Genomic DNA, 22,044 nt, shown 5'->3' on the forward strand with positions numbered 1-22,044 from the left:
GATGGCGCCCGCGGACAAGCCTTGCAGTACGTGGCGGCGGTTCAAACCGTTGTGGTCGTCAGATGGGCTCATGCCGGTGCTCTCCGCAACTTGAGTCGAGGACAAACAGCCGCTGGCTGACCCAGGCGGCCAGAAGGAATATAGACGGCAAATCCGTGGCGGGCGGTTTTCAGGTGCCGAAAACGACGAATCCCGCCACAAGGGGCGGGATTCGTGTGCAGCCAGCGAGACTCCCGAAGCAGGGAGCCGCAGTCTTAGGCCGGGAACAGCTCGGACAGTTTCATGGCCAGCATCATGTCGCCTTCAGCGCGCAGCTTGCCGCCCATGAAAGCCTGCATGCCGTCGGTTTCGCCGCTGACGATGCCTTCCAGGGTTTCGCCGTCCATCACCAGGGTCACTTGGGCGTCCGGGTTCTCGCCTTCTTGCAGCTCGCAGGTGCTGTCCTTGACGATCAGCGAGAAGTTCTTGGTGTCGTCGATGCGGAAACCGAAGACCAGGTCCAGACCGGCAGCAGCGGCTGGGTTGAACTTGGCTTTCATTGCTTGTACGGCATCAGCTACGGAGGTCATGGTTTGATCCTTTTTTGGTAATTAGAGCTGGGTGATTACAGCCAGGGTCACAATAGTCCGGACTCAGCGAAACGTGATGAGTTCCGGGGCCTTCAGCAGTTGCAGGTGCGCATGACTGTTGAAGGAAGCCAGGGCCACCTCGCGACCACGGAACTTCAGGTGGTTGAGCGAGGTGTTGACGATTTGCCAGTTCAATTCAAAGGCCTGCCTGGCAGGCATTTGCGTAATGAGGTGGAGCAGGGCGGTGATGGTGCCGCCGGAGGTGAACACCGCGATTTTCTGGGTGTTGTCGGCGCTTTCAAGAATTCTGTGAAGACCGGCCCGGACCCGCTCGACAAACCCCAGCCAGCTTTCCAGCTCCGGTGTGTCGTAGGTGCCGGCCAGCCAGCGCTCGATGATCAGGGCGAAGATACGCTGGAACTCGGCGCGGTTTTGCGCGGCGTTGCGCAGGATGTTCAGGGCTTCGGGTTCGTCCGGCAGCATCGCCGGCAGCAGCGCGCGGATCACCGCGTCGGCGTCGAACTCGTTGAACGCCGAATCGGTTTCCAGGATCGGTACCGGCAGGCCCACGGCGGCGAATTGTTCCAGCGCGCTGTTGGCCGTATGTTGCTGGCGGCGCAAGTCGCCCGCCAGGCAGCGATCGAAGCTGATACCGAGTTCGGCCAGGTGCTGGCCGAGGATTTCCGCCTGGCGAACACCGATGGGCGACAGGACGTCGTAGTCGTCTGCACCAAAGGAGGCCTGGCCATGTCGAATCAAGTAGATGCTGCCCACGTCCGCGTCGTCCCGGTACGTTGAAGGTTTGGCGAGGTTATGAGGATGGCGGTGAGCTGTCAATGAAAAAACATACGCTTGTTTGAAATGCCTGTTACAGGCCTGTTGCCAGAGGTTTCATGGCTGGCCGCAAGGGCGGCGCATGGGTATGCTGAAGGTATCCCGCGCGCTTCCATGCCGCGCAACGTTTAAGGAGTCCCTGTGGAGTTTTTGTCCGAATACGCCGTTTTTCTGGCCAAGACCGTGACCCTGGTGATCGCCATTCTGGTGGTCCTGGCCAGTTTCGCGGCCTTGCGCAGCAAAGGTCGACGCAAGTCGGCCGGCCAGCTGCAGGTCAGCAAGCTCAATGATTTCTACAAAGGGCTGCGCGATCGGCTGGAGCAAACCTTGCTCGACAAGGACCAACTCAAGGCCTTGCGCAAGTCCCAGGCTAAAACCGAGAAGAAGCAGAAGAAAAAGCCCGAAGCCAAACCCCGGGTGTTCGTGCTGGATTTCGACGGCGACATCAAGGCCTCGGCCACGGAAAGCCTGCGTCACGAAATCACCGCGCTGCTGACCCTGGCCACACCCAAGGATGAAGTGGTGCTGCGCCTGGAAAGCGGCGGCGGCATGGTCCACAGCTACGGCCTGGCCTCCTCGCAACTGGCGCGTATCCGTCAGGCCGGCATCCCGTTGACCGTGTGCATCGACAAGGTCGCGGCCAGCGGCGGCTACATGATGGCGTGCATCGGCGAGAAGATCATCAGCGCCCCGTTTGCAATCCTCGGCTCGATCGGTGTGGTGGCGCAGTTGCCCAACATCAATCGCCTGCTGAAGAAACACGACATCGACTTCGAAGTGCTGACCGCTGGTGAGTACAAACGCACCTTGACGGTGTTCGGCGAAAATACCGAGAAGGGGCGGGAGAAATTCCAGCAGGACCTGGACATTACCCATCAACTGTTCAAGAACTTCGTTTCCCGCTACCGCCCGCAACTGGCCATCGACGAAGTGGCCACCGGGGAAATCTGGCTGGGTGTCGCGGCGCTGGACAAGCAACTGGTCGATGAACTCAAGACCAGCGACGAATACCTGGCCGAACGTGCCAAACAGTCGGAGCTTTATCACCTGCACTACGCCGAACGCAAAAGCCTGCAGGAACGCATCGGCATGGCGGCCAGCGGTTCAGTGGACCGCGTGCTGTTGAGTTGGTGGAGCCGATTGACCCAGCAGCGTTTCTGGTAAAGCCATATCAAGGGTCTTGTTGCGTGGTTCAGTAACAAGGCCCTCGTTACAGGTGAGTCGAATCGGTGGTGGTACATATCTATATCAACCTCTCTTAATCTTGTTGTATTGACGGCTGTATTCATCCGGTATTTGCGCTATTTACAAAAAAGGTTCGATCTTAAGCTGAGTGCTCCAATCAGTTTCAAGGTCGTTCAACATGGATGTAAAAACGAGCAGTACCAAACCACCCGTCATGACGCCTGCGCAACAAGGCGTTTTTTTTGATTTGATTAAAAAGCAGACACCCTCCTGGCTGCTTGAGTCCTCGACTGACCTGCGCGACGCACTTTATAAAAGTCTCAAAGCCAGTTATCAAACGCGGCATGATGTGCTGGACGATTTAAAGACGTTCAAGTCTCCGGAATCATTTTGCGCGCCATTATTGGCCAGGGCGATGTCGGGTAAACTGGGCGAACCCTTCGATGTCGAGGGCGTGATTTTCCAGCATGTGCGCTCGACTTCCAGCTTGCTCGGCTTGCGCAAGAAGCTGGTCTTGCCCATTGACCGGGGTCTGCTGAACGCGGCCTGCGAAAACTTCGAAGCGCCGGAGACCCAGGCGGGAAACTATCACGACGATTCCTTGATTTATGTGCCGGAGCGAATCACCGGCCGATCCAGCAAAGTGCTGTCGATAAAGCCCCATGAGTTTGCACAACTTTGCCGCACGCTGGATCTGGGCAAGCAATATCAAGTTCATGTGAAAGCGCTGTTCGGTGACGGAACGCAAGCGGGTAGTTTGCGCGATCAGTATGTGGCGCTGGCGAAAGATCAATTTGAAGTTGCCAGGCATATCGCTTTAATGAAAAAGCATGTCAGTACTGATGTTTATCAGATGCTGAAAACGGTGGCACAGGGCAGTCCGATCATCAGGTTGGGTAATAACACGCTTGGCTATCAGCGCCTGGAAATTTTCGGAGTCAAGATCAATGGTCCGTTGTTCATCGGGCCTGTCGGCGAACACACCGACGATGATTACCGTTGTGTGATTTATATGCCGGATGATCCATTGCATCCGTTGAAGGAGTACGTGACCTTTACCCGATTCGAAGTGGAATTGAGCAATCGCTTGAAAACGCCCGAATTTCGCAATTATTTCATTCGCTTTATCGCGTTGAAGGATCGCGACAAGTTCCTGAAAGCATTGGATTTGCAGCTTCTGAACCCACCTAAATCTCCGTTTCCCCTATCAAGCCTTTACACGCAGATCTCCGGATTTGACCTCCCGACGGATGTGAAAACCGATCTGTTCATGGCGATGTACCGCCAGCGTGCAGCGCAAGTCGTGGCTGATTCGAGGTTGTTGGTCGTACCTACCGATGACGAGGATGAGAAAACGCGGTTGACCCGGCTGGAGGTCTACGAGGCTGTCGGCTTCAACATCGCGCTGTTTTTTGCATCGTTTGTGCCTGTCGTTGGCGAAGTCATGTTTGCCGTGGCCGGTTTCCAGTTACTGCAAGGAATTTACGAAGGTTTCGACAGTTGGGCCAAGGGTGAACAGGAACAAGCCACCGATCATTTTTTCGATACCCTCGAGAATCTGGTCTTGCTGGCGGCAATCAGCGCCGGTGCCTCGGCGGTTGGCAAAACCTACAAGGCCGTCAGGGCTTCGAATTTTGTCCAGGGGCTGAGGGCAGTGGATGTTTCATCCGGTTCCTTGCGTTTATGGAAATCCGACCTCGCCGCTTATCAACGGATAATACCGATGCGCGCCGGCGTACGGCTCAATGAGCAAGGGCTTCTTTCGAGGCAGGGCACTCGCTATCTGCCCATTGGCGCGAATGCCTTGGCTGTGCGTCCGAAACCGGATACGGGCCTGTGGGAAATTCAGTCTCCGAAAACCACCGATCGCTACTCACCGTTGCTTGAAACCAACGGTGCGGGCGCATGGCGACACGCCTCGGAATTGCCCCAGGACTGGAACCTTTTGACCCTGTTCCGACGCCTGGGTTATCGCGAGGAAGAGGTGTCCGACACCCGGGCCCTGCAAATCCTTTCCAGCATTGGCGTCGACGAAGCGCCTTTGCGGCAGTTGTTCGTTGACCGCCGCAAACCCATGGCGACCTTGGTCGATACAGCACGCCGTTTTCGCGCCGATGCAGAGACCAGACGCTTCATCGAACAGATGAACTCACCGGCATCCGCGCCCTATGCCGATGCCGATTTGCAGATGTTCATACTGACTTCGCAGGCAACATGGCCACGAGACGCGGCCGTGAGCATTACCAATATTGTCGGTGGTGAAGTCACACGCTACGGACGGGCCTCGGCTACCCGGACAATAAAAATCCGTGATGAATTGTTGCTCAATGGACGGTATCCATCACAACTGTTGGCGAAGCTGGGTGCTCAGGAGCGTTCGCTACTGCTGGGTTCCGACACCACCGACACCGCGACCTGGCCGACGTTGTTCGCCACCCTGATAGCCGGGCGTGCGCAGAACCTGCGTCTCTCTCTCTTTGACCGGCTCGTTCGCCGTGCCGATGTTTCCCGATTGGAACTTGCAGCACCTATTCAGAAAGCGTTTACCGAACTGGCAGGTTGTGTCGCCGATGAGCTGGTGGAACATGCCGATGTCAGTGAGTGGGAGGCGCTGGAGGCCGACCGCGTACCGTTACGGCTGGCCGAAGAAGCACGGCGGTATGTGCAGGTGTTGCGTTTGAACCGGGCCTATGAAGGGCTGTACCTGGGCGCCGCCAGCGATCAAGGCACGTATTTTCTCGTGCTCGATGCCCTGGAAAACTTGCCGGGCTGGCCGAACGATGTCTCTGTACAGATGATGGAATGGGCAGTGAATTCGGAAGGCAAGCCCCGAATTGGTCCGGATGACGCGACCCATAAAGTGCTCATCGAAGCCTACGCCGACCGTTACGACGTGAGGGATCCTCAGTACGAGGTTCTGTACACCCATGCGAACCGTACCCGCGAACATTTTTTCCAGTCGCTTTGGGAGAGCCTGCCCGAACACGCCCGCAAAAGCCTGGGCGTCGAAGCGGACGATGCAGGTGTCGGTTTGCGGCAGAAAATCACGGACCTGGCCCTGCAGCGAAGGGATGCCGTCTCCCGGGTGATCGGCATTCTGCCCGTACGTGCGGGTTATAGCTCGCCCATGGGACTGGCGGATCGACCGATCCAGCGTTCTACATTGCGAGCCTTGACCAGCCTCGAAACCAAGGAGCAACGGTCACCCGCACTGGTGCAGCGAGCCCGGGAGCTGTATCCAACGCATTCAAGGGCACAGATCGAGCGTTTTCTAGTGACCCTGGGAACGGATGAAGTGCTTGTGCTCAGAACGCTTGAAAGTCTCAGGCAAGAATATCAGAACATCTGCACTGCGCTGGAGCACTGGATCCATCGCGAAAGCCATTATCAAGAGGGCGACGGCCCCAGGCGCAAGGTGCCCCGTCAAAGCAAAAGTCGGGCGGCGCAGGCGATTCTGCGCGCCTGGCGCAAGGAAACCGATGTCACCCTTCAAGCGTCGCCCATGCACTACCGCTTGACCTTCGATGCCAATCCATTGGGTGACATGCCGGTGATCGTCGGCCATTTCGATCACATCGGCACGCTGGAGATGAACCAGGTGGGCAGCAGTGCGGGGTTGAATGCGTTTCTGCGTAACTTCACCCAATTGCATTCGTTGAGCCTGACCGGCAACCAATTGACGCGCATTCCTCAAGCGGTGGCCGATATGCCAAACCTGATACGCCTGGATCTGAGCGATAACCAGATTAATCTGACGCCTGAAGCGATCACATCGTTGAGCGGCAAGACCCACCTGCAGACGCTCAACCTGAGTTTCAATCCAACCCTCGGACGGCCGCTCACGGTCACCACGCTGAGCAAGCTGCGCCATCTTGCACTGCGAAGCACCGGAATTATCGAATGGCCGGTGGGGACGAGCGAATTGCCCGATCTGCAGACTCTGGATCTGCGCGACAACGCCATCGAGCAGATCCCGCAATCGGTGTTTCAGGCTCGAACTGCGTTGAACCGCGGCACCCATGTCGATGGCAATCCGCTGTCGTCGTCCAGTCTGCAGGCGATCGCTGCTTATCACCAGTCACAGGGCATCAATTTGGGGGTGATTACCGCTGACTACCGTGCCGTCGCCGCCACAGCGCCGGTTCTGGATCTTGGCGGCGCCGACTGGATGACCTCCACTCCCTCCGATCAAATTCCAGACCGACAGACGCTCTGGACTGCGTTGTCGATTTCCCCGAACTCCGGAGATTTTTTTAACCTGCTCGGCCAACTGCTCAATACCGCCGATTACAACCGGTTACCGACCGTCATGTCGCAACGGGTATGGGAGGTGCTGGAGGCGGCGGGTGAAGACGATGTGTTGCGCCGCTCATTGTTTCGAATCAGCCGGATCGGCCGGGTCAGTGCCGACGATCCGGCCAGGATCTTCAGCAACCTGGAGGTGCGGGTGTTGTGTTACCGGGCCATGGCGGCTGCGCGTAGCGGCAATCGTTCCCTTGAGGGCGAAATGGTTCGATTGATCAGAGGTCTGTTCCGCTTGCAGCAGGTCGAACGGCAAGCCTTGATTGACGTCGCCAGCCGTATCAGTTCCGGATCGATCAATCGTGAACAGGCATACGAACTCAGTCTTGCTTATCGCGTCGGACTGGCGCAGCGACTGGATCTGCTCGCCCAGCCTCGAGAAGTAAATACTCGGCTGGATGTCGAGGTGTCCCCACAACAGCTGGAAAACGCCTACCAGGCCGTCGTCAAGGCAGAGACGCCGACAGCCGTCATGGCGTCGCTCATCACGCGAGGGTTCTGGCATGAATATTTGCTGGCGACTTATCAGGACCAGTTCACCGCCATTTCCGAGCGCACGGCGCAAGCATTGATTCAGCTGGAGGCACAAGTCGACTTGCCGCGTGCAACTGCCAGTCAACGCATGAGGGCGATCATTGAAAACGATAAAAACCAGAACCAACAACTGTTCACGCGTCTGACTACCGAGGCGTTGGCCAGACATCCAGGCCTCTCGGTGCCGCGCGCATCTGTCAGCGGCGATACGCGAGGGAATGCACAATGATCAATCCACCGCCTATTGACCTCTCCGCGTCGGGGTCAGCCCCGGCGCCTCGAATGCGTGACGACTTGAGCGCGGCAGTCGATACCGCGCTACCACAAAACCCTGCCCAATTCGGCGAGCAGTTGATTCGGGAAAAGTGGGGTCGGGATATCGATCCGCAAACGGCTCAACTGGTCACGCTGCATTACGACTTCTGGTCGAGCTCCAGCCGGGTTGTCAGGCACGAGGGGCAAGTCGCGCGTTCGCAATCGCTCGTGCAGGCACTGCTTTCCAATGAGCAGACCGTAGGCGATGGCCGCTTTGGCGAAACGGCATTTGGTTTCTACACGCCTCCCGATGTCGGCCCTGCCATTCACATCATGGAAAACATCGAGCCGAGTGACGGCCATGAAGTGTATGAAGGTATCTACCGCCAGACGACGCCCCAGACTTATGGGCCGCAAACCCAGCTCCCTCTGAGGCCGGCCGATTTCAAACAGTGGGTCTGGACGCTTTTTTTCAAGGAGAAGTATCAAGCCTATGTCGATAAAGCCTGGCCCTCTGACAAGGCGATCAAGGGGGCTGGGTCTTATCCCTTGAGAACCTCGACCAAAGCCGCTTTTGTCATGACGGCCTGGTTGCAGCGGCATGAAAACAGTCTGTCGGCAAAAGGTTTGGAACTGGCCTTGCATGCTGCCGGTTTGCCGCCGGATCAGGCGTGGCCAACGTTGACACTGCAGCCGTTGCAAGCGCCGACACGCATGCCTCCGGATGTCGAGGCAAGCTTCCTCAAGCTCTATCGGTACTCGGCGACGGATATCTGGTGCTTCCGTGATCGATCCAGCGACAGGGTGATTGTGTATATCCCGGGCAACTCCTCCCCGATCCACGAGTTTTCAGACAGAAGCCACCTGCGCCAATGGATTGTCGATCAGGGGCGGTCGTACGTAACCCGGCAAGCGCTGGCATCGCACTTTATCGATGAAGATCGCCGCGACGGGACGTTTCACGCCGGCGTACTGACGGCGCTGGACGGCATGGCGCAATTTCCGGCGCAGCATCATCTGACTCGAGAGGCGGGCTTCTTCAACAATGATGGTTACTGGAATCCTGTCGACTACATCGATCTGGATGTTCAACCCTCGCCAACCGATCCCTTTGCACAGCTGGTCCTGACCATGAAGCAGGCCGCCCAGGCCAGTGTCGAAACCATCCGCGACGATGCGCAGGTCAACCGCGACAACCTGAGTGCCGTGGTCGAGCCCATCGTCCAATGGGTCAACCAGTTTGGTCCGCTGGCGTTGTTCGTACCGGGTGGTGAAGGGTTGTTGGCCCTTGCCGGACTCATCGATGCCGGCTACGGCCTGGATCAAGCCATCAACGGTGATACGGCCGACAAGCGTTCGCAAGGTGTCACTCGCACGGTGTTCGGCGTGCTCAATGCGTTGCCGCTGGTCGCAGAGGCCGCGTCGATCGGCCACGGAGGGGCAGAGGAGGGGCCTTTCGCCAAGGCAGGGGAACGCAGTCGCGAATCCTCGACGCCTCCAGAAGCAGGACCGGTTCACGGGCCGGACATCACCGCAACGCCGGCCTTGCCATTGCCGACGCGTACCGATCTGTTGCGTGGAGTGGGTGTCCCGGCAGGTACATTCAGTGACGAAGTGCTGGCACAGATCGGCAGGGTCAGCGCAGTCGACAATGACATGCTGCGCCTGATGCAGGCAGGACGCGCGCCGACCCCGCTGTTGGCCGATACCATCGACCGTTTCAGGATCGATCAGGAAGTCACGGCACTGCACGATCCATCGAGCGCGCAGGCTGAATTCAACCGTCGATATCAGGCGCTCCAGCAGTCGGAACACCCATGGGTCCAGCTGTTTCAACGGACATACCCCGATCTGCCCAAGGCTGCCGTCGAGCAAGTACTGGATCGTCATGGTGTCGACTTCCAGGCACCACCCGACCCCGTCCAGGCCAAGGACCTGTTCAAGCAACTGGACGGCAAGGCGCGCCAATACCAGGAGCATGTGCGTATCAATCGGGCTCTTGAAGGTCTCTATCTGCGGTCAGTCAGCAACCCTGAATCGGACACACTGGCGTTGCACTCTCTGGTAAATCTGCCGGGATGGCCGAAAGGGTTGCGATTAGACGTACGCGACAGTTCGATTGGCGGTCGGATTCTGGATCGCGCGGGGCCGCTCGACACACCTGATTGCCGGACCTTGATCAAGTCGGATGCGGGCTACAGGTTCGATGGCCTGTCGACCCAACCCGCTGCGGCTCCGAATATTTATGAAGCTGTCGTCGGTGTGCTGACCAGGGACGAGCATAACGTATTGGGGTTCACATCCAGTGACCCGGCAGCTGAGTTGAAACTGAACGTCAGCGACCAGCTCTTATCCCGTTCCGAATTGGCCCTTGGTCTGTCCAGAATGGATTCAGCGTTGCCCTTCGAGGCGCAGGGGCTGAGAGGAGGAGGCTTCCCTGGAACCCCTCAAGCCCAGGAGTTGACGCAAGTAATGACGAGGGCACAGCTCGAATATATGTATCCTGAGTTCTCCAATGCCGAGATGGATGCTTTCTTGCAGCAGTTCGGTGACGGGGCTGCGGCACATCTTTTTGGTTTGAATCATCAATTACAGCAGCTGAACACGGATCTAAATGCCTGGATCGAGCAAACGGCGCAAGACCTCGTAGAGATGGATATACCTTTCCTGCAAATGGGGGAACCCGAAGCCGCTGGTCTTGACCAGGCACAAATCCAAATACGTAATACAGAGCTGTTGCAGGAGGCATATGAATACGAATGTGAGACCAGGAGAGAGCTGGCCGATGAACTGATCGCCGTCTTGCAAAAGCGTGCACCGCAACAAAACAGCCATTACTCCGGAAGCCATATCACAGGCTTCACGATGAATATGGATTTTGAGGACTTTCATCGCTTGCCCGCGCTGAGTGTCCGGCTTAATGATGTGGTCGAGTTGAACCTGCGTAACTTCCATTTGACCAGGCGAGATACCCTGGATCGCTTTCTTGAAGGCTTTCCGTTATTACGTTCATTGGACCTGGAGGGCACTGACCTGCGGATACCCAATTTACAAGGACAATGGGTGGGCGTGCTGCCATCCACTATTCCCGAGTTACAACACCTCACTACGTTGAGTCTACGCTCCACTCATTTGAGACTCTCAGAGAATGCTGCGGGGCAGTTAAGTCAGTTGGTTAATTTGCAATCACTGGATCTTGGCAACAATCCGTTGGACGCTCCTCCTTTGATCATGGGAATGAATCAGCTGCGTACGCTGAGGCTCGACAATGCGCAAATCACGTCGTGCCCGGTCGGGATCATGGATCAGCCCTACCTGACAACCCTGGATTTAAGCGATAACCAGATTCGAAGAGTCCCGCAGGCAGTCCTGAATCAGGCCGTCGCCAGGGATCGCGTACTGTTGTGGCACAACCCCTTGACCGATGAGGACACCTTGCGCAGGCTGGTCGCGCACCGGGAAAGAACGGGTTTGAACCTGTGGCTGGACGCGCCGGGAAGCGACTATTTAGGCCCGACACCCTGGCTGCTGGGTGTCGAAGAAGGGCAGCGCAACGCAAGGATACAAGTCTGGCAACGATTGGCCCTGAATCCAGGCAGCAGGCGGTTCCTGGGGGCCATGAGTCCGTTGAGTTTGACTGCGGATTACCGGGTGAACTATCTGGATCTTCAGGCACGGGTATGGCGACTGTTGAGTGACGCTGATGCGTCGCAAGAGTCGTGGACGCGAATAGCCCGGGATGTACCGATGCCGGGAGGCGCTTTCGACAACCCGATAGCAGTGCTCACGGCATTGGAAGATCGGGCCAGACTTTATAACGACTGGGTAGCGATGGGGCGGCCATTTCAGATCGAATAACCCCCAAAGGATAAAGCCCTGGCTCCATGCAGAGTCAGGGCTTTATTTTTTAACGGCGACGGAACAGCGGCAGCGGTTCGTCGGTGGCGGCCTGATAGGTCACCGAGAAGTCCTTGAGACCTTCAAGGGCTTCGTACGGGTCTTTATCGGGGCGGATGGCAAAGGCATCGAAACCGCAGCGGTGCATGTAGAACAACTGGTCGCGCAGCACATCGCCAATCGCGCGCAATTCGCCTTTGAAACCATAACGGTCACGCAGCAGGCGCGCGTTGGAGTAGTTGCGGCCATCGGTGAAGGCCGGGAAGTTCAAGGCGATGACCTGGAAGCTTGCCACGTCTTCACCGATTTCCTCGGCTTCTTCATCGGCATCCAGCCACACGCCCAGGCCGCCGTCGCGGGCCAGGAGCATACGGCTGTGTTCGCGCCACAGTTGCAGCGGGACGATGTAATCGTCGCAGTTGGTGATTTCGTCGATGTTGAAATCCTTGGGCAGCAAGTGCCAGGTTTCGTCGACGACTTCGTTGTTCTTAATGATTCGCTGCATAGACGCGTTCCTTGAAGAGGTCGATGCCGATACGCTGGTAGGTGTCGATGAAGCGCTCGTCTTCGGTACGTTGTTCGATGTACACGTCGATCAGCTTCTCGATCACGTCAGGCATATCGTCCTGTGCGAAGGACGGGCCGAGGATCTTGCCCAGGCTGGCGTCACGGCTGGCGCTGCCGCCGAGGGACACCTGGTAGAACTCTTCGCCTTTCTTGTCCACCCCGAGGATGCCGATGTGGCCGACGTGGTGGTGACCGCAGGCGTTCATGCAACCGGAGATGTTCAGGTCCAGTTCACCGATGTCGAACAGGTAGTCCAGGTCGTCGAAGCGGCGCTGGATCGATTCGGCGATCGGGATCGACTTGGCGTTGGCCAGGGAGCAGAAGTCGCCGCCCGGGCAGCAGATGATGTCGGTCAGCAGGCCGATGTTCGGCGTGGCGAAACCGTTCTCGCGCAATTCGCCCCACAGGGTGAACAGCTTGTCCTGCTCGACGTCGGCCAGGATGATGTTCTGCTCGTGGGAGGTGCGCAATTCACCAAAGCTGTAGCGGTCGGCCAGATCGGCCACGGCGTCGAGCTGCTTGTCGGTGATGTCGCCCGGCGCAACGCCGGTCGGCTTCAGGGACAGGGTCACGGCGACATAACCCGGCTTCTTGTGGGCCAGGGTGTTGCGGGTGCGCCAGCGGGCGAAGCCCGGATGCTCTTTATCAAGCTCGGCCAATGCGGCGCTCTGGTTGTCCAGGGCCTTGTAGTCCGGGTCGACGAAGTGTCTGGCGACGCGCTGCACTTCGGCTTCGGTCAGCGTGGTCTGGCCACCGCGCAGGTGTTCCATTTCCGCATCGACTTTCTGGGCGAAGACTTCAGGGGTCAGCGCTTTTACCAGGATCTTGATACGCGCCTTGTACTTGTTGTCACGACGGCCATAGCGGTTGTACACCCGCAGGATGGCGTCGAGGTAGCTCAACAGGTCTTGCCACGGCAGGAACTCATTGATGAACGCGCCCACCACCGGGGTACGGCCCAGGCCGCCGCCAACCAGCACGCGGAAACCCAGTTCGCCCGCGGCGTTATGCACTGGCTCAAGGCCAATGTCGTGGACTTCGATGGCGGCACGGTCGGAGGTCGAACCGTTGACGGCGATCTTGAACTTGCGCGGCAGGTAAGCGAATTCCGGGTGGAAAGTCGTCCATTGACGAACAATCTCGCACCATGGGCGCGGGTCGATCAGCTCATCGGCTGCGACGCCGGCGAACTGGTCGGTGGTGACATTGCGCAGGCAGTTGCCGCTGGTCTGGATCGCGTGCATCTGCACGGTGGCCAGTTCCGCCAGGATGTCCGGGATGTCTTCCACCGCCGGCCAGTTGAACTGCACGTTCTGCCGGGTGCTGATATGGGCATAGCCCTTGTCGTAGTCGCGGGCGATTTTGGCCATCATTCGCATCTGGCGCGAAGTCAATTGGCCGTAAGGCACCGCCACACGCAGCATGGGTGCGAAGCGCTGGATATAAAGCCCGTTCTGCAGGCGCAGGGGGCGGAATTCTTCTTCGCTCAGCTCGCCTGCCAGATAGCGTCGGGTCTGATCACGGAACTGCTTGACGCGGTCCTCGATGATCCGCTGATCGTACTCGTCGTATACGTACATATAAGTCCTGTTCTCAGGCTTGGGTCGCTCGGATACAGCTGCGTTTTTGTGCTTGCCGGAACCCGATAGAGCCTCTGCAATTCTGCGCGCACGGCCGCGCACTCCCTACGGAGCCGGGGCAAGATACCAGTTTGCAGTTATGCGCAAAAGTGATGTTTGAGTATATGTAAAGAACCAAATCGCCTAACGAGAACGGTTGTCACTTAACCCACATTTGTCGTGCGGGCAATCATCGTCTTAACTGTGGTCGAGTCTTTATGCAATCACCGATAAAACCGACAAGAGGCGATGCAATGAGCAACCCAACCAAAGCAAGGAAAAGCGATAGCACGGTCGATGCCTGGGCGATTCTGTTCCTGATCATTCTGGTCGTCGGCACTGCGGTATTTTGGGTCAGCCATCAATAAACGACCCCGTCCGGGCCTCGTTCCGACGATTGTCGGACAAAAACCGGAATAAACGCCGTTTTGCGGGCGTTCGCTGGCTATAATGCGCGGCGAATTTCCGGGGGCTCGGACGACCAATGTTGAAGTTGCTGTGTGGCGTATTGCTGGCGCTGACGATGGTCGTGGGACCTTGCGCTCAGGCAGCGTCGGTGCTGTTCCTCAATCCGGGAACCACGAGGGAAGCGTTCTGGGTCAGTTACTCGCAATTCATGCAGGCTGCCGCCAAGGACCTGGGCATGGATTTGCGTATCGAGTACTCCGACCGCAACGCCGAGATCACCCTCGCGCAAGCGCGTGAAGCGCTGCAAGGGCCACACCGGCCCGACTATCTGGTATTCGTCAACGAACAATACATCGCCCCCGAAATCCTGCGCCTGGCCCATGGCAGCGGGGTGAAGCTGTTCATCGTCAACAATGCCCTGACCCCGGACCAGATGCGCCTGCTCGGCGCCCGGCCCGACAAATACCCCGGCTGGGTGGGTAGCCTGGTGCCCAACGACGAGGAGGGCGGCTACCTGATGCTCAAGGAACTGATCCGCTTGCACCCTCCGGTGGCTCCCGGTCAGTACATTGACCTGCTGGCCTTCTCCGGACTGAAAATCACGCCATCGGCGCAGTTGCGCGAAAAGGGCATGCGCCGGGCGCTGGCCGAACACCCTGAGGTTCGTCTGCGCCAGCTGGTGTACGGTGGCTGGACCCGGGAGCGGGCCTATGAGCAGGCCAAGATGTTATTCAGGCGCTACCCGCAGACGTCGCTGATCTGGTCGGCCAATGACGAAATGGGCTTTGGTGTGATGCGCGCCTTCGAAGAGTCGGGCGGCAAACCCGGCAAGGATGCGCTATTCGGTACGATCAACAACTCGCCCGCCGCCTTGCACGCACTGCTCGACAACCGCTTGAGCGTGTTGCTGGGTGGGCACTTCAGCCTGGGGGCTGGGCGCTGGTACAGTTGCGTGACTACGATGAGGGCATCGACATCAGCCAGTACGGTGGTCGTGATCGGCAGATTCCGCTGTTACAGCTGATTGACCGGGCACAAGCCAAGCGTCTGCTGGCCATGGGCGCCGCACAGGATTTCGGCGTGGATTTTCACAAGCTCTCGGCCAAGGGGCGACCAACGTCCTGGCGCTACCCGTTCAGCCTGCAAACCCTGATGCACTAAATCTTTGCCAGATGCACCACCAGTTGCACGATGCCGTAGAGCGTCAATGCGAACACGGTCGTGAACAAAATCCCCAGAATCACGAAATGACTGGGCTTGCCGTGGGTGAAGTCCCGCGCGCGATTCTTTCCGCTCTGCACCCCGAACGCCGCGGCCATGACGCTGTGCAGCATCTGCCAGAAGGTTGGCGGCTTGTTGTCGACTGGATCGTCCATAAACCCCTCGTCACGTGTGTGTGAAAAGTAAGCATAGACAAATTCAACCTGGGGAGACACCAATCCTGTGGGAGCGGCGGTGCGACGATTCGACTTGCCCGCGATGGCGTACTGGCAGTCACAAACAATATTGACTGGAAGGGCCTCATCGCGGGCAAGCCCGCTCCCACAGGGATCTCTGTCAGCCACAGTGTTGTGGCCAGGAGTTGGGTTAGTCGTCGTAACCCAGGTTCGGCGCCAGCCAGCGCTCGGTCACGCTCAGCTCCTGGCCTTTGCGTGATGTGTAGCTCTGCACCTGGTCCTTGTCGATCTTGCCCACGGCGAAGTACTGCGCCTGCGGGTGGGCGAAGTACCAGCCGCTGACAGCCGCCGCCGGGAACATCGCGTAGTGTTCGGTCAGGAACACACCGCTGCGGCCGGCACGCATTTCGGCGGCCTCGGGGTCGAGCAGGGCGAACAGGGTGGCTTTCTCGGTGTGATCCGGGCACGCCGGGTAGCCCGGGGCAGGGCGGATACCGGTGTATTGCTCTTTGATCAGCGCCTCGTTGTCGAGGGTTTCGTCCTTGGCGTAACCCCAGTGCTCTTTACGCACCTGCTGGTGCAGCCACTCGGCGCAGGCTTCGGCCAGGCGGTCGGCCAGGGCCTTGACCATGATCGAGTTGTAGTCGTCGCCGGCATCCTGATAAGCCTTGGCCACTTCTTCGGCGCCGATGCCGGCGGTGGTGATGAAACCACCCACGTAGTCGGTGATTTCACTGTCCTTCGGTGCCACAAAGTCCGCCAGGGAGAAGTTCGGCTTGCCGTCGGTCTTGATGATCTGTTGGCGCAGGTGATGCAGTTTGGCCAAGGGCTTGCCGTCATCGCCGTAGAGTTCGATGTCATCGTCGCGCACCTGATTGGCCGGCCAGAAGCCGAAGACCGCGCGGGCGCTGATCAGCTTTTCGTCGATCAGTTTGGCGAGCATTTCCTGGGCATCGGCGTACAACGCAGTGGCGGCTTCACCAACCACTTCGTCCTGGAGGATGCGCGGGAACTTGCCGGCCAGGTCCCAGGAGATAAAGAACGGCGTCCAGTCGATGTATTCGGCCAATACCTTCAGGTCGATGTTGTCCAGCACCTTGGTGCCGGTGAACGTCGGCTTGACCGGGGTGTAGGTGCTCCAGTCGAACTGCGGCTTTTTCGCAATCGACGCAGTGTAGCTCAGGCGTTCGGTGCGGGCGCTGCGGTTGGCGGTACGCTCGCGGACTTCGATGTATTCCTCGCGGGTTCTCTCGACGAAACCGGCCTTGAGTTCCTTGGACAGCAGCTGGGTGGCCACGCCAACCGCGCGGGAAGCGTCGGTGACGTACACCACGGCATCGTTGCTGTACTTGGGTTCGATCTTCACCGCCGTGTGCGCCTTGGAGGTGGTGGCACCACCGATCATCAACGGCAGGTGGAAATCCTGGCGCTGCATTTCGCGGGCGACGTGGACCATTTCATCCAGCGACGGGGTGATCAGGCCGGACAGGCCGATGATGTCGCACTTCTGTTCCTTGGCGACCTGGAGGATTTTCTCCGCCGGGACCATCACGCCAAGGTCGACGATGTCGTAGCCGTTACAGCCCAGCACCACGCCGACGATGTTTTTGCCGATGTCATGCACGTCGCCCTTGACCGTGGCCATCAGGATCTTGCCCTTGGCTTCCGGTTTGTCACCCTTTTCCAGTTCGATGAATGGGATCAGATGGGCCACGGCCTGTTTCATCACGCGGGCGGATTTCACCACCTGCGGCAGGAACATTTTACCGGCGCCGAACAGGTCACCGACGATGTTCATGCCGGACATCAACGGCCCTTCGATCACTTCGATCGGACGGGCGAAGGACTGACGGGATTCTTCGGTGTCTTCGACGATGTGGGTGGTGATGCCTTTGACCAGCGCGTGTTCCAGGCGCTTGTTGACGTCCCAGTTGCGCCACTCTTCGGTCTCGGCTTCCTTGACGCTGCCGTCGCCCTTGTACTTGTCGGCGATGGCGAGGAGGGCGTCGGTGCCTTCCGGGGTGCGGTTGAGGATCACGTCTTCCACGGCGTCGCGCAGTTCCACCGGGATCTGGTCGTAGATCTCCAGCTGACCGGCGTTGACGATACCCATGGTCAGGCCGGAGCGGATCGCGTACAGCAGGAACACCGAGTGGATTGCCTCGCGCACCGGATTGTTGCCACGGAACGAGAACGACACGTTGGACACGCCGCCCGACGTCAGGGCGTACGGCAGCTCGTCGCGGATGTAGGCACAGGCGTTGATGAAGTCCACGGCATAGTTGTTGTGTTCTTCGATACCGGTGGCCACGGCAAAGATGTTCGGGTCGAAGATGATGTCTTCCGGCGGGAAGCCGACTTCGTTGACCAGAATGTCGTAGGAGCGTTTGCAGATCTCTTTCTTGCGCGCTTCGGTGTCGGCCTGGCCGGCTTCGTCGAACGCCATCACCACCACGGCGGCGCCGTAGCGCTTGCACAGTTTGGCGTGATGGATGAACTGCTCGACGCCTTCCTTCATGCTGATCGAGTTGACGATGCCCTTGCCCTGGATGCACTTGAGGCCAGCCTCGATCACTTCCCATTTGGAGGAGTCGATCATGATCGGTACACGAGAGATGTCCGGTTCGCCGGCGATCAGATTGAGGAAGGTCACCATGGCCTTCTTCGAATCGAGCATCCCTTCGTCCATGTTGATGTCGATCACCTGGGCACCGGCCTCGACCTGTTGCAGGGCGACTTCCAGGGCTTCGGTGTAGTTGTCTTCGCGGATCAGGCGGGCGAACTTGGCTGAACCGGTGATGTTGGTGCGCTCGCCGACGTTGACGAACAGCGAGTTGCGATCGATGGTGAATGGCTCCAGGCCCGAAAGGCGGCAGGCCTTGGCAATCTCCGGAATCTGGCGCGGTGCATAACCGGCCACGGCCTTGGCGATGGCTTCGATGTGACCCGGGGTAGTGCCGCAGCAGCCGCCGACGATGTTCAAAAAGCCGCTTTGAGCGAATTCCTCGATGACCTTGGCGGTTTGCGACGGCAGTTCGTCGTACTCGCCGAACTCGTTCGGCAGGCCGGCGTTCGGGTGCGCCGAAACGTGGGTGTTGGCCTTGTTCGACAACTCTTCCAGGTACGGGCGCAATTCGCTGGCGCCCAGGGCGCAGTTCAAACCGACCGAGATCGGCTTGGCGTGGGCCACGGAGTTCCAGAACGCTTCGGTGGTCTGGCCGGACAAGGTGCGGCCAGAGGCGTCGGTGATGGTGCCGGAGATCATGATCGGCAATTCGATGCCCAGCTCTTCGAACACGCCTTGCACGGCAAAGATCGCGGCCTTGGCGTTGAGGGTGTCGAAAATGGTTTCGATCAGGATCAGGTCGGCGCCGCCTTCGATCAGGCCTTTGGTGGCCTCGGTGTAGTTCTCCACCAGTTCATCGAAGGTCACGTTGCGGTAGCCGGGGTTGTTCACGTCCGGGGACAGCGAGCAGGTACGGCTGGTCGGGCCGAGCACGCCGGCGACGAAGCGCGGCTTGTCCGGGTTCTCGAGGGTTTTCGCATCGGCGACCTTGCGCGCCAGGCGAGCGCCTTCTACGTTCAGTTCGTAGGCCAGTTCTTCCATGCCGTAATCGGCCATGGAAATGCGGGTGGCGTTGAAGGTGTTGGTTTCCAGGATGTCAGCACCGGCATCCAGATAGGCTTTTTCGATGCCACCGATCACGTCCGGGCGCGTCAGCACCAACAGGTCGTTGTTGCCTTTGACATCGCTCGGCCAGTCGGCGAAGCGTTTGCCACGGTAATCCTGTTCTTCGAGCTTGTAGCTCTGGATCATGGTACCCATGCCGCCGTCGAGAATCAGGATGCGCTCTTTGAGGGCGTGCTTGAGAGCTTGAAGGCGAACACTGCGATCGGACATTGGGACTACTCGAAAAGACCATGACGAAGGGCCGGGATCATAGCAAACCTGTGCGCTTTTAGAGCATGTTCGGGTTTTGCATGAATATCGCTCATGTTGAAGGGGCCGGCGGACCGGTAGAATCGCGGCGTTTTTCAAGGATCGGGATCAGGGACATGTCGTATCGCGTCGTCATCAGCAGTGTATTGCTGTTATTAAGCTGGGGCGCCGTGGCGCAAGATCCGGTTATTTCTCCTTCTATTTCCTACAGCCGCGACATTCAACCGATCTTCACTGAAAAGTGCGTGGCCTGCCATGCCTGCTACGACTCCGCCTGTCAGCTCAACCTTGGCAGTGGCGAGGGTGTGGCCCGTGGGGCGAGCAAGATCCCGGTGTACGACGGCGACCGTAGCCAGGCCGCGGCACCAACCCGGTTGTTTTATGATGCCCTCGGCAAGCGCGCCTGGCAGCAAAAGGGCTTCTACTCGGTGCTCGATGCTCAGGGCAGTCAGGCTGCCCTGATGGCGCGCATGCTCGAACTGGGTCACCGGACGCCGCTGCAACCCAATGCCAAACTGCCACAAGACATCGCCCTCGGCCTCAATCGCGACAATGTGTGCGCGATGCCGGCGGAGTTCGACAGCTACGCCAGTTCCCATCCGAATCAGGGCATGCCGCTGGCGGTCACCGGGCTCACCGATCAGCAGTACCAGACCCTGCAGCGTTGGCTGGCGTCCGGCGCGCCGATCGATGAGCAGGGCCTGGTGCCCAGCGCCAGGGAAGCGTTGCAGGTGGTGCAGTGGGAAAACCTGCTCAACGCACCTGGCGCCCGGCAAAGTCTGGTGGGGCGCTGGTTGTTCGAGCACTGGTTCCTCGCGCACCTTTACTTCAAGGACGGCGAGCCGGGGCACTTCTTCCAGTGGGTGCGCTCGCGCACGCCGACCGGCCAGCCCATCGACCTGATCAATACCCGTCGCCCGAACGATGATCCGGGCACGCAGTTTTATTACCGCTTGTGGCCGGTGCAGGGTGTGATCGTGCACAAGACCCACATCACGTATCCGCTGAGCGCGGCGAAGATGGCCCGGGTCAAAAGCCTGTTCTACAACGGCAACTGGCAGGCCAGCGCCTTGCCGGGCTACGGGCCGGAAAGTCGGGCCAATCCGTTTGCCACGTTCGAGGCCATCCCGGCCCAGGCGCGTTATCAATTCATGCTCGATAACGCCGAGTATTTCGTGCGCACTTTTATTCGCGGCCCGGTGTGCCGGGGGCAAATCGCCACGGACGTGATCCGCGATAACTTTTGGGCGCTGTTCCAGGCGCCCGAGCACGACCTCTATATCACCGACCCGAATTACCGTGGCCAGGCCACGCCGTTGCTGGCGATGCCGGGGCAGAACGACGATGTCGGCAGTGTCCTGAGCCTGTGGCACGACTACCGCGACAAGCGCAACGAGTACGAGGCCTTGCGCCGCGACAGCTACGCCGACCTGCCGGCACCCAGTTGGTCGACCTTGTGGGCCGGCAATGACAATGCGCTGCTGAGCATCTTCCGGCACTTCGACAGTGCCGCCGTGACCAAGGGCCTTATCGGCGAGGTGCCGCAAACGATGTGGCTGTTCGACTTCCCACTGCTGGAACGCACCTATTATCAGTTGGCGGTGAATTTCGATGTGTTCGGCAACGTCTCCCATCAAGCCCAGACACGCCTGTACTTCGACCTGATCCGCAATGGCGCCGAACAGAATTTCCTGCGCCTGATGCCCGCCGATTCGCGCGATGGCTACCTCGACGACTGGTATCAGAGCAGCGGCAAATTCAAGATGTGGATGGATTACGAGTCCATCGACAACGACAAGCCGACCGCGCTGAAGCTCGATGAAAAAGACCCGAAACGCGACTTCGCCATGCAGTTGCTGGCGCGCTATGGCGAACTTGATGCCAAGCCGGATCCGATCAATCGCTGCGACGGCGCCTATTGTTCGCGCCCGAACATCGACCCGGACTTGCAGAGCGCCGAACAGGCCTTGAGTCGCCTGGCGTCACGCCCGGCGGCCGGGCTCAAGGTCATCGATCAGTTGCCGGAAGCGTCAATGCTGCGCGTCGAAACCGCAAACGGCCAGCGTGTGGTGTATAGCCTGCTGCGCAATCGCGCGCACAGTAACGTGGCGTTTCTGCTCGGCGAGTCGCTGCGTTATCAGCCCGGGCTGGATACCGTGACCATTTTCCCGGGAGTACTCAGCAGTTATCCGAACTTCATGTTCAACATTCCCGCCGGGGAGGTCCCGGCATTTGTGGATGCGATGGAAAACGCCAAGGATGCCGACCGTTTCGAGAAAATCGTCGAACGCTGGGGGATTCGGCGCAGCCATCCGCAGTTCTGGTTTTACTTTCATGACTTGAGCCGCTACATCCACGAGACCGAGCCGGTGGAAGAGGGCGTGCTGGACATGAATCGCTACGAAAACCTGTAATCAACCGCTGATCCCTTGTGGGAGCGAGCCTGCTCGCGAATGCGGTGTGTCAGTCGACCAAGATGTCGGCTGGCAGTCCGTCTTCGCGAGCAGGCTCGCTCCCACAAGGGGCGCAATCGTCGA

The 22,044-nt window shown here is 58.9% G+C and carries 10 protein-coding genes and 1 pseudogene; 5 read left to right on the forward strand and 6 right to left on the reverse strand.

The window, feature by feature from the left end; translation table 11 throughout:
- Positions 1-254 precede the first annotated feature (254 nt).
- Positions 255-569, reverse strand: a complete 315-nt coding sequence (locus CKW21_RS14650) for an SCP2 sterol-binding domain-containing protein (RefSeq protein WP_008154977.1) — start codon at positions 567-569, stop codon at positions 255-257.
- Between the two features lie 63 nt (positions 570-632).
- Positions 633-1,343, reverse strand: coding sequence for a histidine phosphatase family protein (locus CKW21_RS14655; protein WP_095194669.1), 711 nt, complete (start codon positions 1,341-1,343; stop codon positions 633-635).
- Between the two features lie 201 nt (positions 1,344-1,544).
- Here CKW21_RS14655 and sohB point away from each other — a divergent pair, with 201 nt between their 5' ends.
- The 3 genes from sohB to CKW21_RS14670 all read left to right on the forward strand — a co-directional run bounded on the left by sohB (position 1,545) and on the right by CKW21_RS14670 (position 11,537).
- Positions 1,545-2,567: a protease SohB gene (gene sohB, locus CKW21_RS14660; protein WP_095194670.1), complete on the forward strand. Its 1,023-nt coding sequence runs from the start codon at positions 1,545-1,547 to the stop codon at positions 2,565-2,567.
- Positions 2,568-2,766: 199 nt separating this feature from the next.
- Positions 2,767-7,653: an NEL-type E3 ubiquitin ligase domain-containing protein gene (locus CKW21_RS14665; protein WP_095194671.1), complete on the forward strand. Its 4,887-nt coding sequence runs from the start codon at positions 2,767-2,769 to the stop codon at positions 7,651-7,653.
- 53 nt (positions 7,654-7,706) lie between these two features.
- Complete coding sequence (locus CKW21_RS14670) at positions 7,707-11,537, forward strand: leucine-rich repeat domain-containing protein (RefSeq protein ID WP_256590230.1); 3,831 nt, start codon at positions 7,707-7,709, stop codon at positions 11,535-11,537.
- A gap of 49 nt (positions 11,538-11,586) precedes the next feature.
- Here the strand turns inward: CKW21_RS14670 and CKW21_RS14675 are convergent, their stop codons facing one another.
- Positions 11,587-12,081 (reverse strand): DUF934 domain-containing protein, encoded by a 495-nt coding sequence (locus tag CKW21_RS14675; protein ID WP_095194673.1) that lies wholly within the window; start codon positions 12,079-12,081, stop codon positions 11,587-11,589.
- Positions 12,065-13,723, reverse strand: coding sequence for a nitrite/sulfite reductase (locus CKW21_RS14680; RefSeq protein WP_095194674.1), 1,659 nt, complete (start codon positions 13,721-13,723; stop codon positions 12,065-12,067). Before CKW21_RS14680 ends, CKW21_RS14675 begins: the two co-directional genes overlap by 17 nt.
- A 523-nt stretch (positions 13,724-14,246) precedes the next feature.
- On the opposite strand from CKW21_RS14680, the pseudogene CKW21_RS14685 reads away from it, so the two are divergent.
- Positions 14,247-15,331: pseudogene (locus tag CKW21_RS14685) on the forward strand (ABC transporter substrate-binding protein).
- On the opposite strand, the gene CKW21_RS14690 reads toward CKW21_RS14685, so the two are convergent.
- Together CKW21_RS14690 and metH are read right to left on the reverse strand one after the other, a co-directional pair.
- On the reverse strand, positions 15,328-15,546 hold the full coding sequence (locus tag CKW21_RS14690; RefSeq protein WP_095194675.1) for a DUF2970 domain-containing protein: 219 nt from the start codon (positions 15,544-15,546) through the stop codon (positions 15,328-15,330). The pseudogene CKW21_RS14685 and the gene CKW21_RS14690 overlap by 4 nt on opposite strands.
- A 211-nt stretch (positions 15,547-15,757) precedes the next feature.
- Positions 15,758-19,468 carry a methionine synthase gene (metH, locus tag CKW21_RS14695; RefSeq protein ID WP_095194676.1) on the reverse strand — a complete coding sequence of 1,237 codons (3,711 nt, stop codon included), beginning with the start codon at positions 19,466-19,468 and terminating at the stop codon, positions 15,758-15,760.
- A 155-nt stretch (positions 19,469-19,623) separates the two neighbouring features.
- Between metH and CKW21_RS14700 the strand changes: the two genes are divergently transcribed.
- A complete protein-coding gene (locus CKW21_RS14700) occupies positions 19,624-21,921 on the forward strand; it encodes a fatty acid cis/trans isomerase (protein WP_095194677.1) in 2,298 nt (765 codons plus the stop codon).
- The last annotated feature ends 123 nt before the right edge of the window (positions 21,922-22,044 follow it).

It is taken from the genome of Pseudomonas sp. Irchel 3A7 (genome assembly GCF_900187565.1).
In the GTDB taxonomy this organism is placed as follows: domain Bacteria; phylum Pseudomonadota; class Gammaproteobacteria; order Pseudomonadales; family Pseudomonadaceae; genus Aquipseudomonas.

What these genes read in the sequence shown, in the direction of transcription:
- CKW21_RS14650 (WP_008154977.1), bottom strand. Translation starts at nt 569, where the DNA reads ATGACCTCCGTAGCTGATGCCGTACAAGCAATGAAAGCCAAGTTCAAC.
- CKW21_RS14700 (WP_095194677.1), top strand. Translation starts at nt 19,624, where the DNA reads ATGTCGTATCGCGTCGTCATCAGCAGTGTATTGCTGTTATTAAGCTGG.
- CKW21_RS14665 (WP_095194671.1), top strand. Translation starts at nt 2,767, where the DNA reads ATGGATGTAAAAACGAGCAGTACCAAACCACCCGTCATGACGCCTGCG.
- CKW21_RS14675 (WP_095194673.1), bottom strand. Translation starts at nt 12,081, where the DNA reads ATGCAGCGAATCATTAAGAACAACGAAGTCGTCGACGAAACCTGGCAC.
- metH (WP_095194676.1), bottom strand. Translation starts at nt 19,468, where the DNA reads ATGTCCGATCGCAGTGTTCGCCTTCAAGCTCTCAAGCACGCCCTCAAA.
- CKW21_RS14690 (WP_095194675.1), bottom strand. Translation starts at nt 15,546, where the DNA reads ATGGACGATCCAGTCGACAACAAGCCGCCAACCTTCTGGCAGATGCTG.
- CKW21_RS14670 (WP_256590230.1), top strand. Translation starts at nt 7,707, where the DNA reads ATGCGTGACGACTTGAGCGCGGCAGTCGATACCGCGCTACCACAAAAC.
- CKW21_RS14680 (WP_095194674.1), bottom strand. Translation starts at nt 13,723, where the DNA reads ATGTACGTATACGACGAGTACGATCAGCGGATCATCGAGGACCGCGTC.